The organism is Psychrobacter pasteurii, from assembly GCF_900162815.1.
Classification (GTDB): domain Bacteria; phylum Pseudomonadota; class Gammaproteobacteria; order Pseudomonadales; family Moraxellaceae; genus Psychrobacter; species Psychrobacter pasteurii.
On record NZ_FUGD01000076.1, the window covers coordinates 46,471 to 62,490 of the forward strand.

Sequence of the window (16,020 nt, forward strand, 5' to 3'; positions counted from 1 at the left end):
GCTTTATCCTTGAACCAAGTATGATGCTCAGCCTTTAAACTGAGGCATGTTGTCAATATTAAAGGGGAGCGCGTTATGGGCTTGCTGACGATATTGCTGCATATACTGACGATCTTGCTCACAAAAATTCGCAATTGCTGGCTCAAAGCGCGCATCATAAACACGATGTAGCGAGTGGGTCTTATGGGGTATAAAACCTCGAATCAGTTTGTGCTCACCTTGCGTACCTGGGTCAAAGTACTGCAATCCTTTTTCGATAGCAAACTCAATGCCTTGATAATAACACAGCTCAAAGTGTAGGCTGTCATACTCATCTAATGAGCCCCAGTAGCGACCATATAATGTCGCATCAGGCTGATTTGGGTCATCATAAAAGAACAAGCTGCTGGCCACGATATCCCCATTTTCATCTAGACCCTGCGCCAACATTAAGTGTTCAGGCATAGTTTGGGAAATTTTCTCAAAAAACTCTGGGGTTAAATAAGGATGACGGCCACGCACCGCGTAAGTCATGGCGTAACATTGATAAAATACCGCCCAATCTTCATCAGTAATCTGATTCCCAGTTTTAATTTGACAGGTCAGGTTTTGCTTGGCAATCTTCTTACGCTCAGCCCGGATATTTTTGCGCTTTTTGGCGGTCAGCGTACTTAAGAAGTCATCAAAGTTAGAAAACGGTTTTGGGCGACCCTCTTCGTCAATATCAGTCAGCTTTTGGTTTTGCCATAAAAACTGACAGCCTTCACGCTCAAGTAACTGCTGCTCAAACAAAGGGTTAGATAAGACATTAAACGCTTGTTGCTGCTCATCATTGACAAACAAACCATGCCAGCTTGAAGCTCCTGTTTGTTTTGCCACATCATCGATTGCAGTGATCGCCACTTGCCAAATTGCTTGGTCTACTGTAACTCCCTCCGCCAACCAAAAGCGCTGCCCACTCACTGGGGTATAAGGCACACTGGTCACGAGCCTAGGATAATAGTCCACACCATAACGCGCATAAGCATCCGCCCATGCATGGTCAAACACATACTCCCCTTGATGATGACCTTTAATAAACAGAGGAAGTACCGCAACTGGCGACTGCTCTTCATCTTGATAAATAATAATATATAACGGCACCCAACCTGATTTTTGACCAATAGCGCCCGTCTCTGTCAGCGCTTGCCAATAAGCAAAAGACATAAAGGGGGTGTCTGGCTGCTGCCAGTTAGCGTCTGCCTGCCAAGTTAAGTCTTGCGTGATTGCGTATGAATAAATCTTGACCTCCTCCCCTCGCTAAACCGAGGGGATTCCTACAGCTAGACGGTCAAGCCCGACCGCAAGGATGTTCTTAGCAGCATTGATATCTCTATCATGCCATGAGCCACACTCAGCACACCTCCATCCTCTTATTCGCAAACCTGCTCTACCTTTCGGACTACTGTCACTTATATTAAGGCAGCACGAGCAGGTCTGGGTAGTGTAACTCTCATTTACCATCTCAAACTGACAACCTGCATGCTTGCATTTATATTCCAGTTGTCGTTTAAGTTCAAACCATCCGGCATCGTATGTCGATTTAGCCAGTTTGGTCATCGAATTGGTAAATGAGCGTGATTTAACATCACCAACCACAATCAAGGCATTATTCTGCACAAGCTTGGTGGTGAATTTATGAATTAAGTCTAATCTTGTATTTTTTATTTTGGCATGAATTGCTTTGACACGTTTTTTATTCTTAGCACGCTGGGCTACTGCTAATTTATTCGCCCACTTTTGCGTTTGCTTAATAGTTAGCTTGTCACCATTTGAGGTGGTAGCAGACTCTTTTAAACCTAAGTCAATACCAATGCTGCCCATACCACTTGCTTGTTTGGGGGAGTCTTTAACAGTAATACACGCATACCAACGATTACGACTGTCTTGTACTATCTCAAGCGTGTTGATTTGATACAGGCTTAGGTTGTAGCTATCGAATACATCTATAATAAGCTTTTGACCTTTGGATAGTGATAATTGAAGGGTTGATTTAAGTGCTTTCTTTCCCGTTTGTCTTGTGCTTAGATGCTTGATAGCAGATTTTTTAAAAGGTATCCAGCCCAGTGATTTACGTTTGGCATCAGGACGGTTGGTACGCCAGTTAAGTTTGGCCTTTTTAAACTGTTTGCGAGCCTTGGCGTGAGTCTCATTGATAGCTTGTAAGGTCTGACTGTGTAATCCTAAATACTCACCGCTTCCTTTGGTGTACTCACTTAGATCATAAGCACTAAAAAACTTACCGGTACGTTTTAGATGCTCAAAACTTAGAGCATTAACATAGTTCCACACGAAGTTTACCGAACCGCTTAGCTGATTCAGCTCTTTTATGTGCTTGTCTTTAATGCGTAGCTTGAGGGTTTTCATACCTTTAGTATGCCGAGGTTAATTTTAACTTACAACCCTTTAAGTACTACTCACGACAGTATACGTCGCCTTATATCCACCCCCTGAAGTGGGTGGTTTTACGGCGACCGGTGATAAATAAGCTGTTGCCTGAACTTGTTAATAACAGTAGTCATAGAGTTTTTCAATAACAGGAGAATAAAAAAATCCCCCTTACCAGAAGCAAGGGGGTGGAGAAAGTTTGCTGTTATTATTATTTTAGTTCTTATTTTTAGTTTTGTTATTATTATTTTTTTGTTTAAAGCTTTGGCTTAAGCCGTTTTAAAGCTTATTTCTTTAAAAGCCTGCTTTAAGTTGTGGTTGTGTTTTAAGATGCGTTTTTCAATCATGTGGTACTGATCTTTAAGCGCCTCATCTGCCTCGTGCAAACGCTCAGCAAATTCATTTTTCTTCAGCTGCATGGCTTTGGCTTTTAAAGCTTGCCATTCTTTAACGGTGTCATTAAATAACTGATATTCAAAATGAACACGGTCGCTAAAGTTTTGCAGGCTACGTGGCAGGTTACTGTCAGTAATTAGACCTTGCTCATCACTGATTTTTTCAATCTTTTTCTGAGCCCGCTTAAACATCATATTTACTTCAGCGTGTTTAATGGTCATGTTGTCTACCGTACGTAGATCAGAGGCCAATCCTACTTTTGCTAACGCGGCAATAAGCCATTTGGTTGGGTCGTATTGCCACCATTTAACCCCATTACGGTAGTCATATTGGAAGAAGTGATGGTAGTTATGATAGCCCTCACCCCAAGTCGGTATAGCCAATAAGAAGTTATCTCTGGCAGTGTTGGTATCCGTATAAGGACGGGTTCCAAACATATGGCATAAAGAGTTAATAAAGAAGGTAAAGTGGTGGTTGATAACCAAACGCACTAGACCTGCTAGCAATAAAGTTCCCCAGACATCGCCAATTAACCAGCCAATAGCACCGATTAGACCAACGTTAGTGGCCACTACCCATAATCCATAATATTTATGCTGGATTTGGAGCACCTTGTCTTTGGTTAAATCTGGGATGTTTTTGTAGTCAAAGTTACCACTGGGGTAATTTTTTAACATCCAACCAATGTGACTAAACCAAAAGCCGCGTTTGGCTGAATAAGGATCATCCATAGGGTCATCTACATGTCTATGGTGAGTTCGGTGACCTGAGCACCAATCAAATGCTGATCCTTGAACCGCCAGTGTGGCTCCTAATAAGAAGAAGTTACGCACTGCAGGATGTGCCTTATAAGTGCGATGTGACATCAATCTATGATAGCCGGTGGTAATACTCATCCCTGTCCAAATGGCAATAGCACCAAAAGTTATCCAGACAGGTTTGCTGACTTCATGAGTAGCGAGATACCAAGGAGTAATCACTGCTGCGGCAATCGGAGTTGCTATCAATACTGCTGCAGGAATCCAGTTAATGGGAGCACGTTTAAAGGCAAGTTCTTTGGCCAGTTGCTCTTGTTTGAGTTGTTCCTCAGCCGTTAATGGCTCTGAAGAATTACCAACAGATTCTGACTCTAACTCTGCTGTATTTTGACGCTCATCTTTGACAGTCTTCATAGAAGTAGGAATAGGCAAAGGGCTGCTAGAGTTCAGCTGTTTATTAATTAGCTGAACTAATGGCGAACGAGACAATGCGCCTGCTACTTTTTTGCCGGAGTTAACTGCTTTGCTGGCATTGTGTAGTGAACGTTGTCCGACAGCACGCAAGGAAGATAAAAGACTTCCATTTCTTATTTTCATTCTTAGAGCATCCTTACTTGATATAAAGAATTGAGATTGGAGATTTCGATGTAAGTAGAATACCTTAAATAAAGATTAAAGTGAACACTTATACACTCGAATTTTGTTGAGAAAGGGAGGTTTTGGGGCTTTTTTACTTTTATATAACAGTTGATTAATAGGGTGGAAACAAATTTAGCCTAAGCACTTTTTGTCAGGTTAATTGTGCAAGTCAGGTTAATTGTGCAAAAAGGCGGTAGGGTAGTCGGTAATAAGATAGCTCACCCCAAGTTTGGTTAGCTGCTTGGCATAATCCACATCATTAACTGTCCAGGCTGTGCTGCTAAGGCCGTATCTTTGACATTGAGCAATCAAATTTGAATCAAATAAAGGATAAAACAAACCAATAGAAGAACAGCCTAGTCGTAACGCAATTAACACAGTATCGGCTAGGGGCTGGCCCGTACTCATCGCTGCATTTTTTATATCAATTTTCATATCAATAATGGGGCGTTTTGAGGGGTTAAGAGCAGGGCTTCTCATAAGGTCAATCGTTAATTGAGGACAGGTAGGCTCAACTAAAAGGCCTCTTTTAAAGTGACTAAGTACAGAATCTGCCTGTAACTGCTCAAGTAACCGAATATCGAAGCTGGTCAAGGTCAAAGGTAAACTACTCAAGTTTGGGTCTACCAAACACTGCTTTAATGATTGAATCAGCTGGGCATAGTTGGTGCGTTCGTGAGTTTTAATTTCCAGTTCAATATGGCTATAACCTTTAAGGTGCTTTGGCATCTGTTGCAGCAGCAAAATAGAGTCACTTTTTTCGGCTCTAGCAGAGCGGCTGATACGCTGGATCTGTGCCGCGGTTAATTGGTCTATTCTAGATTGATGAGAAAATAGCCTAAGCAGGTTTTCATCATGAAATACCACCAATTTGCCATCTAGCGTTAACTGAACGTCAAACTCTATGCCAACTAATTTACTTTTAGCCAAGTAGCTTGTCGACTTTTGACTGAGCTGCTGGGTATGGATAAAGCCAGCCTTAGTGTTTTCTAATTGCTCACCACGAGCGCCTCGGTGACCTAATAGATAGGTTTTATGAGTATCGAGTAAGGTAGCTAGGGAAGTCATAAACACTCTTTGAGATTGAACCAACATTTTTTTTGGCTAAAACGGAACAAGATAAGTAGTAAATAATGGCAGATAATAAAAACAATTAACAGCCCAATTAACTCAATTAGCCCAATTGATAGGGGGTTAATCAGCCTGCTTTACAAAGTATAGATATAAATTGTGATAAGGCTTCATTAAAATAGGATAACTGAAATATGAATTAACAAATTTTTATGCTTTGGCGTATAATACGCAACAATACTGGCTAGTAGGGTTAAGGCGCTTGTCTTACATCAAAGACCTATAAGCTCTTTATTAAATATATCAATTGCCATGCGATAGCCAAAGCAGGTCTTAAAAGAGGTTATAATGAAGTTAAGTTTTGATCGTGTTTCTCGTCCTGCCGGCTTGGTAGGAGTGATGTTGCTATGCGGATTAACCGCTGTGGGTTGTAGCAAAAAAGAGGAGTCTACTGATAAATCAGATGAGGCCAAAGTTGAAGTAGTCACCACTGATCCAGTAGTTCAATGTGATGATCAAGTCGCCTTAACTCAGCTGACACAAACTGTGCAGTCTACCTTAGGGTCTCAGTCACAAAGACTATTTAATAGTTATGCAGAAAGCAATGGCGAGACATTAAGTCTAACCAACCTTAAGAGTGCGGTAGGGTCAGTGTTGGTTGATGTTGCTAATCCAAGAGAGATCCAAGGGGCCAATGCACAAGGTATGATTACTTGTAGTGCGAGCCTAAGCTTAACTTTACCAAACCAAGACGTGAGTCGTGCCAACCGTGTGTACACACAAGTTGAAGACCGTAGCCTAGCTGATTTGTTACGTTCTGAAGGTATTATCTTAAATAACAACATGTTAGTTAGCGATAACTTTAATTATGTTGTGGGCATGCAAGGCGGTCAGTCTGTTGCTCGAGTTGTGGGTCAGCCTGCTATCTTAATGGCTGCGGCAGATATTATCTCTAAGTCTCAGTACCAAGCTATTATTGATGCACGCCGTTCTGCTCCAGATACCAATAAGCCAAGACCAGCTCCAGCGTTACCTGCTGAGCCAAGACAGCCTACGCAGCCTCGTGTTCGTCCAGAGCCTGAACAAAAGCAAAAAGCGCCTGTACGTCAAACTCAGCCTGCCCGCAGTGCTGAAGCACAGACGCAAGCTCAACAAAAGCCAGCTGCTAAACCCGCTGAGCCTGCTAAGCCGCAACCTGCTGAAACGCCAAAGCCAAGTAAGCCTGCAGCTGAAGAGGCGAATAATACAGCCGCTAAGCCAGTTGAAGCTCCGAAGAATCTAACCACGCCTAAAGATGACAGTATCGAAATGGTCATCATTGAAGAAGACGGTACTTACTAAGTTTAAGAAAGCTAAGTTTAACAAAGCTTGAAGTAAGTAAAGCTTCTAGGTTTGATAAAAAAAAGGTCCAACATAGTTTGTCGGACCTTTTTTATTGTAAGCGGTTTTTGTAAATAGTTTTAATTTAAAGTCTGTATTAACCGAAAGCTTAGCTGCTAAATTTGTCCAGTATGGTTTTGTTCCATAACACCTCTTTTGAGCCCTCAACTTTAGCGCAATATCTTGAGAGGACAAATAACCAGTCTGATAAACGGTTTAATAGCTTAAGTGCGTTGGCGCTAATGGCTTTGTCATTGACCAGCTGCAGGTTAACTGCTTGACGCTCTGCGCGGCGACAGACAGTACGAGCAATATGAACTTGGCTAACTAAGGTTGAGCCGGCAGGTAAGATAAAGTCTTTCAAGGCAGGCAGGTCTTGGTTAAAAGCATCAATTTCAGATTCTAGCCAGCCAATATGAACCTCACTAATGCCTTGGTACTCAGGCATGGCAAGCTCGCCGCCAACATTAAATAATAAGTGTTGAACGGTGCTTAAGCTATCAGATATCGCATCAAAGTTTTTTATCTGCTCAGCGGCTAGGCTGTTTATCTGTGCCAAAATCATGCCGATATGGGCATTTAATTCGTCAACATCGCCCATCACGACAAAGAGGGCATCTGCTTTACTGACACGGCTACCATCTGCCATGCCTGTAGTGCCATCATCTCCGGTGCGGGTGTAAATTTTGGTCAATCGATTGCCCATAACGGGAGCTCCAGTAAAGTTAAGGTCATTTTAGTAAAAAAGTTAAGTTGGCATCATATCCTATGCCGATGAAATATAGCAATTTTTGCCAAGCTTAGGTAATATGAGCCTCGCTAAGAATAATACTTGATGTCATAATTCATCAGTTTTCATTATAAGGTTTTAATATGTCTGTATCCGCCAAAATCACACAAACTCCTGAATTCTTGTCAAAACAACTGGTCGAAAGTCAGGCCACGTTGAAGATTTATGATTCAATGACCACCGACAAACGTAAGTTTGAACCGCTACAAGCGGGCAAGGTAGGTATGTATGTGTGTGGTATGACGGTCTATGATTATTGTCATATTGGTCATGCTCGTGTCATGGTTGCTTTTGACGTGGTGTCACGTTGGATGCGTCACTTAGGTTTTGACGTGAACTATGTGCGTAATATCACCGATATCGATGACAAAATCATTGCGCGTGCTAATGAAAATGGCGAAAAAATTGGCGATTTAACCGAACGTTTTATCAAAGCTATGCATGAAGATGCTGCGGCTTTAGGCTGTGCGGATCCAAACTCAGAGCCACGCGCCACAGAGCACATTGATGAAATGCTGCAAATGATTGATACCCTGGAACAAAAAGACCATGCGTATGCTGCAGCTAACGGTGATGTTTATTATGCCGTTGAAACCTTTGAAGGCTATGGCAAATTATCTAAGCGTAAACTAGATGATTTACAAGCAGGATCACGTGTCGATGTCGATACCGATAAAAAGAACCCATTTGACTTTGTGTTATGGAAAGCTGCTAAGCCAGGTGAGCCGCAGTGGGATTCTAACTGGGGTGGTGGACGTCCAGGCTGGCACATTGAATGTTCTGCCATGTCGACCAAGTGCTTAGGGAACAGCTTTGATATTCATGGCGGCGGTCACGACTTACAGTTCCCACACCATGAAAACGAGATTGCCCAGTCAGAAGCAGCAACAGGCTGTACTTATGCCAATAACTGGATGCATGTGGGTTTCATCAACGTTGATGGCGAAAAGATGTCTAAGTCTTTAGGTAACTTCTTTACCATTCGTGAAGTGATGGAGAAGTTCCACCCTGAGACCATTCGTTTCTTCATTTTATCAAGCCATTATCGCAGTCAGGTGAACTTCTCAGACGCTGCCCTAAAAGAAGCGCACTCAGGTTTAACGCGTGTTTATCAAGCGTTAAAAGCGGCTGAAGCTGTCTTGAATGAAAAACTAGCCGGCCAAGCGGGTGAGTCGGTAGAAGCTTCAACCGAAGTGGTTAATGAAATTAGTGGCTATAGTGCTAACTTTATCAAAGCCATGAATGATGACTTTAATACACCACAAGCCATTAGTGTTCTATTTAGCTTGGCAAAAGAAGTTAATAAGCTGGCACGTGAGACACAAAGCGAACAAGACATCGCGAAACTACAAACCGCTGTGGCAACTTTAAAAGCACTGGCAGCTACCTTAAATATTGGTCAAGTAAACCCGACCGAATTTTTACAAGCTCAAATTGGTGCAGTAAGTGAAGATCAGATGAGCGATGAGCAAATTGATGCCCTTATTCAAGAGCGTATTGATGCTAAGGCCAATAAGGACTTTGCTCGTGCTGATGAGATCCGTGATTTACTGCAGCAAAACAGCATTGAGCTTGAGGACAGTAAGCAAGGGACAACTTGGAGACGTATCTAGTTTAACTTTAAAAGAAGGTCATAAATGACAAGTCCATACTAGGTGGGTAGAGTCTTTGTTTCACACAAAATGCTAGGGATTGGCAACCAAAATATTTGGAGTGTGTATGAATAACTTACCGTACAAAGGTAATGTGGCTCAGCATAAGTCATCAGCTTCTCATGCTGATGACGATGCTATGGTCACTCCGATCATGACTAATTGGAATAACCGTCTTGTTAGGGCGCTCCAATTAGCTGTGGTCGTGTTGTTTATGACCTTTACACCCATTTTATCTCAAGCTAAAGCTTCTGCTGAAACCGCACAGACACAAGAGCAGCAGAGTGATGAAGAGCCTGATAACATCATTGATTACGCTATTCAGCAGATTCAACAAGATAATCCAGAGACTGAAGAAGAGGATCCAACCCGCCCTTTATTGGCTGAAAATGAGCTTACCGGAGAGTTCAATGAAGCCTATTATGTCCTAAATACGCTGAATTCCGGCCTTCCTGCATTATCCACACCGCCCAATCTTGAAACACCTCTGGCTACTTTAGAGTTCTTTAATAGTGCCAGTATGCAAAAGGACTTTGCCTTAGCGGCCTATGCTTTAAACTTAAATTTATTGCCTGAAGCTGACCAAAAAAATGAGGCGGCAGAGTTAGCTGAGAAGCTAGATTACTTAATGACCGAAAAATCGCTTTACGCTTTCGATGAGCTTCCAGATCGCTCCGATGGCTTGATTGAGCCGTCACTGGGTACGGACAGCCCTGTTCATGGGGTGCCAAGACGCTCTATTAAGCTAGGTAGCATTGACTACAAAAATAGAAGTGTTCCGTTATACCTTGAGCGAGTTCGAGTCGGTGAGCAGGCCCCAGTTTGGGTGTTTTCATCACAATCTGTGGCTAATATCAATGCCTTGTATGACATGCATAAGCCGGCGGATTTTGAGCGGTTTTTACCCAAAGCCATGACCACCAAAGTTTGGGGCGTGAGTGTTTGGGAAGTATTGACCCTATTTTTATTTATGTTGGCCACCATGGGGATAGGCTACCTGATTAGTATAGGCGTCACTAAATTGGTATCTCTCTATTCTGATGTCATTATTAAGCGGACTAAGACAGATCAATTATCGCTGCGAAGTAAAGGGCTAACGGATTTATTAACCAAAATTACGGTGCCCTTAACGGTTACTCTTAGCTTCTCTATGATGTTTGCTTTGGTTTCGGGCAGTTTGCCGAGAGTGGATGCCATTGCTACCTCCACCCGAGCCTTTATTTGGCTGTGTCTGGTAGTCAGCGGATTGTGGTTGGGGGTTAGAATTATTAACTTTTTTGCAAACCGCTATCAGGACTATCACATTGACTCTTTGAGTGAAGAAGAGTTCAATACCCAGCGCATACGCATGACCTATGTCTCAATTTTTAGACGTATTTTTATTTTTGTCATGGTGCTTGGGGGGATGTGGATTGGCTTAGCCGAGTTTACAGATTTAGAAGGCTTAGGCACCACATTATTGACCTCTGCAGGTATCGCTGGGGCGATTATTGGTATCGCAGCTCAGCCGACATTAGGTAATATTATCGCCGGATTTCAGGTGGCAATTACTCAGCCCATTAGAATAGGCGATACCATATTTGTCGACGGTATTTGGTGTGAAGTAGAGGATTTACGTTATACCTATGCGGTTCTGAAAACTTGGGATGATAGAAGGCTTATTGTGCCGATGAAGTATTTTGTCACCGAAGTGTTAGAAAACTGGTCTCACACCTCGGGCCACCAATCTACTGCGGTCTATTTATATGTCGATTATGGGGCGGATATTGAAGCCATACAAAAAAAGTTTTTTGAACTGGCTTTGGCACATGAGCTTTGGGATGAAGAGATGGAGCCTGAAATGAAGGTCACGGCCGTTGATAAAGACAGTATTACGCTTCGAGGCAAGGTAAGCGCTGATGGTCCACTTAATGCTTGGTATTTAGAGTGTGATATTCGTAAGCAAATGCTGGATTACTTAAATGAAGAGCACCGTGACTATCTACCGACAGACCGTATTACTTATGCGCCCAGATCATAGATTGCGCCTTGAGTTATCAGATTTTGTATAAATAATTGAAAGTAAAATGCTACTTAATATTAACAATTACTTAAGGTCGAATTAATACCGAGTATTAACACAAAAAACTCATTAAATTCAACTGCTCACAAAGCCAATAATTTTGTTATAATAGGTTGCTTATTTTCCCTAGCCAAGAGGTCTGTATGTTGCGAATCGTAGATGATGCCCTAACTTTTGATGATGTTTTACTCCTACCTGCATATTCAAATGTGCTTCCTAAATCAGCTTCACTGACGACGCGATTAACTGAAGAGATTTCTTTAAATCTTCCTCTAATATCGGCCGCAATGGATACCGTAACAGAATCAGAAATGGCAATCACCATGGCTCAGCTTGGTGGTATGGGTATTGTACATAAGAATATGGACATTGACCGCCAAGCGATGCAAGTGCGTCGTGTTAAAAAATTCGAAGCCGGTACTGTGGTAGATCCTATCACTGTAACTCCAGACATTACTGTGGGTGAACTGCTTCGTATCACTAAAGAAAATAACATCTCTGGTGTGCCTGTTGTAGAGTCAGGTAGTGGTCAAGTTGTGGGTATTGTTACTCACCGTGATGTGCGTTTTGAAACCAATCACAGCCAGCCTGTTAGTAACGTGATGACGCCTCAAGATAAGCTTGTCACTGTTAAAGAGGGCGAAACCAACGAAAATATTAAAAAGCTGCTTCATGAGCATCGCATTGAAAAAGTGTTGGTGGTAGATGATAACTTTGGTCTAAAAGGTATGATCACCGTTAATGACTTTAACAAAGCAGAAAACAACCCTAACGCTTGTAAAGACTCACAAGGTCGCTTACGTGTGGGCGCAGCAGTAGGTACAGGTCCAGACACCCAAGCCCGTGTTGAAGCTCTAGCAGAAGCGGAAGTAGACGTAATCGTTGTTGATACAGCGCACGGTCATTCTCAAGGCGTTATTGATAAAGTACGCTGGGTGAAAAAGAACTTCCCACATATCCAAGTTATCGGCGGTAACATTGCTACTGGTGATGCAGCGCTGGCTTTACGTGACGCAGGTGCTAACGCGGTAAAAGTGGGTATCGGTCCAGGTTCAATCTGTACTACTCGTATTATCGCTGGTGTGGGTGTGCCTCAGATTTCAGCCATTGATAATGTGGCGTCAGCACTTAAAGATAGCATTCCATTAATCGCTGATGGCGGTATTCGCTTCTCAGGTGATATGGCTAAAGCCATTGTCGCTGGTGCTTCGTGCATCATGGTAGGCTCGTTACTAGCAGGTACTGAAGAGGCCCCAGGTGAAGTGGAACTATTCCAAGGCCGCTACTACAAAGCTTACCGTGGTATGGGTAGCTTAGGCGCTATGTCAGGCTCTAATGGTTCATCAGACCGTTACTTCCAAGATGCCAAAGATGGTGTTGAGAAATTAGTACCAGAAGGTATCGAAGGTCGCGTTCCTTATAAAGGCCCTGTTAGCGGTATCGTAAACCAAATGGTAGGCGGTTTACGCTCATCAATGGGTTACACCGGTTGTGCTACTATCGATGAGATGCGTACTAAGCCTGAGTTTATCAAAGTAACTTCTGCAGGTATGAAAGAGTCGCATGTGCACGATGTTCAAATTACCAAAGAAGCACCTAACTATCGCATCGGCTAATGAGAAATCGTTAATACGATAGAAGTTGTTTTATTGGTTAACCTGTTAGTGGACAGCCAAAAAGACCAAAAGACAATATCTTTTGGTCTTTTTTTTGTAGTATATTAGGACATAATAAATTTGATTATCATTGATTTAACGGTTACTTATTTGATTACTATTTAATTGAGGTATATATGAGCTATTTCGGTACAGATGGTATACGTGGTCTTTTTGGAAAATTCCCAATTACCCCAGATTTTGTTTTAAAGCTAGGCTATGTAACCGGTCAGGTTTTAGTAGAACATCACAGCTCTTCAAAGAAAAAGCCGAGTGTGGTGATTGGTAAAGACACGCGTTTATCAGGCTATGTTATCGAAGCCGCTCTACAAGCAGGATTTAACTCAGCAGGTGTTGATGTGCATATGGTTGGCCCTTTACCAACTCCAGCCATTGCTCATTTAACCCGCAGTTTCCATGCTGATGCAGGTGTGGTGATCTCAGCTTCGCACAACCCTTATTATGACAACGGCATCAAGTTCTTTGCTGCAGATGGTCGTAAGCTTAGCGATGAGATGCAAGATGCTATTAATAAAAAACTAGATGGCATTGTGGAAGGCCATGCTGACTACACTCAAGAAAATCCCGCCCAACTGGGTAAGCACTTTAGAATCAATGACGCTAAAGGCCGTTATATCGAATTTTGTAAAGGCAGCTTTCCGTACCAATATGACTTGTCCAACCTAACCATCGTTATTGACTGTGCCAACGGCTCAGGCTATAGCGTAGGTCCTCGTGTGTTACGCGAGCTTGGGGCGGAAGTTATTGCTATCCATAATAAACCTGATGGTATTAACATCAATGACAAATGTGGCTCTACTTACCCAGAAGCCATTCAGCAAGCTGTGGTTGAGCACAAAGCCGATGTAGGTATTGCTTTAGATGGTGATGGTGACCGTATCATCATGGTAGATGAAAACGGCGACTTGGTAGATGGAGATGGTATTTTATATATTCTAGCCACTAAATCTGAAACTAAAGCTGCTGGCGTTGTGGGTACCCAAATGAGCAACATGGGTCTACAGCTGGCACTTGAAGCCGAAGGCATTGCTTTAGAACGAGCCAAAGTGGGCGACAGATACGTAATGCAGGGGTTAGAGGCCAACAACTGGATCTTAGGCGGCGAGCCTTCAGGTCATATCTTGTGCCTAGATAAGAGCCGTACCGGTGATGCTATTATCGCAGGCCTTCAGGTATTAGCCGTCATGGCGCAGACCAAACAAACCTTAAGTCAATTGACCAAAGGCTTTAAACTATTGCCACAGACGCTTGTGAATGTGCGATTAGAGCAGATGGCAGATCCGTATGACTTCCCAGAGTTAGCACAAGCCTTTGATGAAGCCTCAAAAAGCATTGAAGGCCGTGGCAGAATATTGATTCGTAAGTCAGGTACTGAACCGCTTATTCGTGTCATGGTTGAGCTAGACAATATTGAAGAGTGTGACAAATTAGCGAATGAGCTGGCTGCCAAAGTTAAAGCGGTTATGGGTTAAGCTAAGTCATCAGCTTTTGGATTGTTGATAGTTTTGTTAAAAGTATGAATTCCCCTATATAGCAAAATTGCCTTTATACCAATAAGGTTGGGTAAATTGTTAATAGGGGAGATAACGGGGTCAATATGGATTTTAGTGATCAAAGAGTTTCTTATGAAAAAGGCGAGCTTCATGAAGAGGTGCTGTTAGACAGTCCCTTCGAGTTATTAACCTTATGGTTAAATGAAGCCATTGCCCAAAAGGTTCCTGAGCCTTATGCCATTAGTTTGGCCACTTGTGGTTCAGACAATATGCCAGCGGTTAGAACGGTTTTGGTAAGAGAGGTTAATGATGAAGGGATTGTTTTTTATACCAATTACCTAAGTCATAAAGGTCAAGACATTGACCAAAATCCTCATGCGGAAAGTTTATTTTTTTGGCATGACATGCAGCGCCAGGTAAGAGTACGTGGCACTATCGCCAAGATCGACCGTGCGAAGACAGAAGCTTATTTCCAAAAACGTCCCTATGAAAGTCAGATAGGCGCTTGGGTGAGTCAACCACAAAGTGGCCCTGTACAAAGCCGCCAAGCGATGGATGATAGATTTGCTGAGCTAAAGCAGCAATATCCAGAAGGCAGTGTGCCGACACCTGATTTTTGGGGTGGCTATCAGATTACAGCCACTGAGATAGAGTTTTGGCAAGGCAGAGCCAATAGACTGCATGATAGAATTGTCTACACCAAAGATGCTGATAGTGACAAGTGGCATATCAAGCGCTTATTGCCATAATAGCTAAGCTAGTCTGTCACTTATAACAATAGCACCGACTAATAACAGTACCAACTAACAATAGTATAAAAACGATTAGCAACTCACTTTTTACCTTGGGATATTTAGGTTTATGATCCGTTTTGTCAGTTTTAATATTAATGGAATTAGAGCACGCCAACATCAATTAGAAGCCGTCAGAGATATCATCGATCCAGATGTGATGGGCCTACAAGAAACCAAAGTACATGATGAGCAGTTTCCCCTACAGGACGTAGAGTCATTGGGATATCATGTAGAGTACTTTGGTCAGAAGGCACATTATGGGGTGGCTTTGGTATCAAAGCAAAAACCTATCTTCGTGCAAAAAGGCTTTCCAGGTGAAGCAGAAGACGCACAAAAGCGTTTTATTCATGCCCGCTATGTATTTGATGGCAAAGAGGTAGATGTATTAAATGGGTATTTCCCACAAGGGGAGAACCGTAAGCATGAAACCAAGTTTCCTATGAAGCGTGCTTACTATGCTGACTTAAATGTATATATTGATGCGCTAAAAGCAGAAGGGCGTACTTTGATTATCATGGGCGATATGAATATTGCCCCTGAAGACAATGATATCGGTATTGGTGAAAAAAATGCCAAGCGCTGGTTAAGCCAAGGTAAAACCTCTTTCTTGCCTGAAGAGCGTGAGTGGTACACGGCGTTAATGAGCCGCAATCTGTTTGATACTTACCGTATTCATAGACCAGACTGCAATGAGATGTTTAGCTGGTTTGATTACCGCAGTCGCGGCTTTAACGATGACCCTAAACGCGGTCTTAGAATTGACCATATCTTGTGTACCGAAGATATTAAAGACAACTGTATTGACGCCGGCATTAGTTACGAATTAAGAGCGATGGAGAAACCATCAGATCACGCACCTATTTGGGCCTCTTTCAAATTCTAATAAATAGCCTAAGCAAAAAA

12 protein-coding genes are annotated in these 16,020 nt (G+C 42.5%); 7 read left to right on the plus strand and 5 right to left on the minus strand.

Going from position 1 to position 16,020, the window contains the following annotated elements; genetic code table 11:
- Positions 1–27 precede the first annotated feature (27 nt).
- The 4 genes from A1232T_RS06375 to A1232T_RS06390 all read right to left on the minus strand — a co-directional run bounded on the left by A1232T_RS06375 (position 28) and on the right by A1232T_RS06390 (position 5,267).
- Positions 28–1,260: a GNAT family N-acetyltransferase gene (locus A1232T_RS06375; protein ID WP_279625891.1), complete on the minus strand. Its 1,233-nt coding sequence runs from the start codon at positions 1,258–1,260 to the stop codon at positions 28–30.
- Between the two features lie 18 nt (positions 1,261–1,278).
- The gene (locus tag A1232T_RS06380) at positions 1,279–2,385 is read right to left on the minus strand and encodes an RNA-guided endonuclease InsQ/TnpB family protein (protein WP_077448630.1); all 1,107 of its coding nucleotides are present in this window, start codon (positions 2,383–2,385) and stop codon (positions 1,279–1,281) included.
- A 290-nt stretch (positions 2,386–2,675) separates the two neighbouring features.
- Complete coding sequence (locus A1232T_RS06385; protein ID WP_244152404.1) at positions 2,676–3,866, minus strand: acyl-CoA desaturase; 1,191 nt, start codon at positions 3,864–3,866, stop codon at positions 2,676–2,678.
- 507 nt (positions 3,867–4,373) lie between these two features.
- Positions 4,374–5,267, minus strand: a complete 894-nt coding sequence (locus A1232T_RS06390) for a glycerophosphodiester phosphodiesterase (RefSeq protein ID WP_077448631.1) — start codon at positions 5,265–5,267, stop codon at positions 4,374–4,376.
- Between the two features lie 351 nt (positions 5,268–5,618).
- Between A1232T_RS06390 and A1232T_RS06395 the strand changes: the two genes are divergently transcribed.
- The gene (locus A1232T_RS06395) at positions 5,619–6,611 is read left to right on the plus strand and encodes a hypothetical protein (RefSeq protein ID WP_077448632.1); all 993 of its coding nucleotides are present in this window, start codon (positions 5,619–5,621) and stop codon (positions 6,609–6,611) included.
- Between the two features lie 148 nt (positions 6,612–6,759).
- Here the strand turns inward: A1232T_RS06395 and A1232T_RS06400 are convergent, their stop codons facing one another.
- Positions 6,760–7,356: a cob(I)yrinic acid a,c-diamide adenosyltransferase gene (locus tag A1232T_RS06400; RefSeq protein ID WP_077448633.1), complete on the minus strand. Its 597-nt coding sequence runs from the start codon at positions 7,354–7,356 to the stop codon at positions 6,760–6,762.
- 257 nt (positions 7,357–7,613) lie between these two features.
- On the opposite strand from A1232T_RS06400, the gene cysS reads away from it, so the two are divergent.
- From cysS to xthA, 6 genes are all read left to right on the plus strand, one after another.
- Positions 7,614–9,053, plus strand: a complete 1,440-nt coding sequence (gene cysS, locus A1232T_RS06405) for a cysteine--tRNA ligase (RefSeq protein ID WP_425272063.1) — start codon at positions 7,614–7,616, stop codon at positions 9,051–9,053.
- Positions 9,054–9,159: 106 nt separating this feature from the next.
- Complete coding sequence (locus A1232T_RS06410; RefSeq protein ID WP_077448635.1) at positions 9,160–11,112, plus strand: mechanosensitive ion channel family protein; 1,953 nt, start codon at positions 9,160–9,162, stop codon at positions 11,110–11,112.
- Positions 11,113–11,297: 185 nt separating this feature from the next.
- Positions 11,298–12,770 (plus strand): IMP dehydrogenase, encoded by a 1,473-nt coding sequence (guaB, locus tag A1232T_RS06415; protein ID WP_077448636.1) that lies wholly within the window; start codon positions 11,298–11,300, stop codon positions 12,768–12,770.
- A gap of 176 nt (positions 12,771–12,946) precedes the next feature.
- Complete coding sequence (gene glmM, locus A1232T_RS06420) at positions 12,947–14,302, plus strand: phosphoglucosamine mutase (RefSeq protein ID WP_077448637.1); 1,356 nt, start codon at positions 12,947–12,949, stop codon at positions 14,300–14,302.
- Between the two features lie 125 nt (positions 14,303–14,427).
- Positions 14,428–15,072: a pyridoxamine 5'-phosphate oxidase gene (gene pdxH / locus A1232T_RS06425; RefSeq protein ID WP_077448638.1), complete on the plus strand. Its 645-nt coding sequence runs from the start codon at positions 14,428–14,430 to the stop codon at positions 15,070–15,072.
- Positions 15,073–15,184: 112 nt separating this feature from the next.
- Entirely contained in the window at positions 15,185–16,000 is an 816-nt protein-coding gene (xthA, locus tag A1232T_RS06430) for an exodeoxyribonuclease III (protein ID WP_077448639.1), read from the plus strand.
- Positions 16,001–16,020 lie beyond the last annotated feature (20 nt).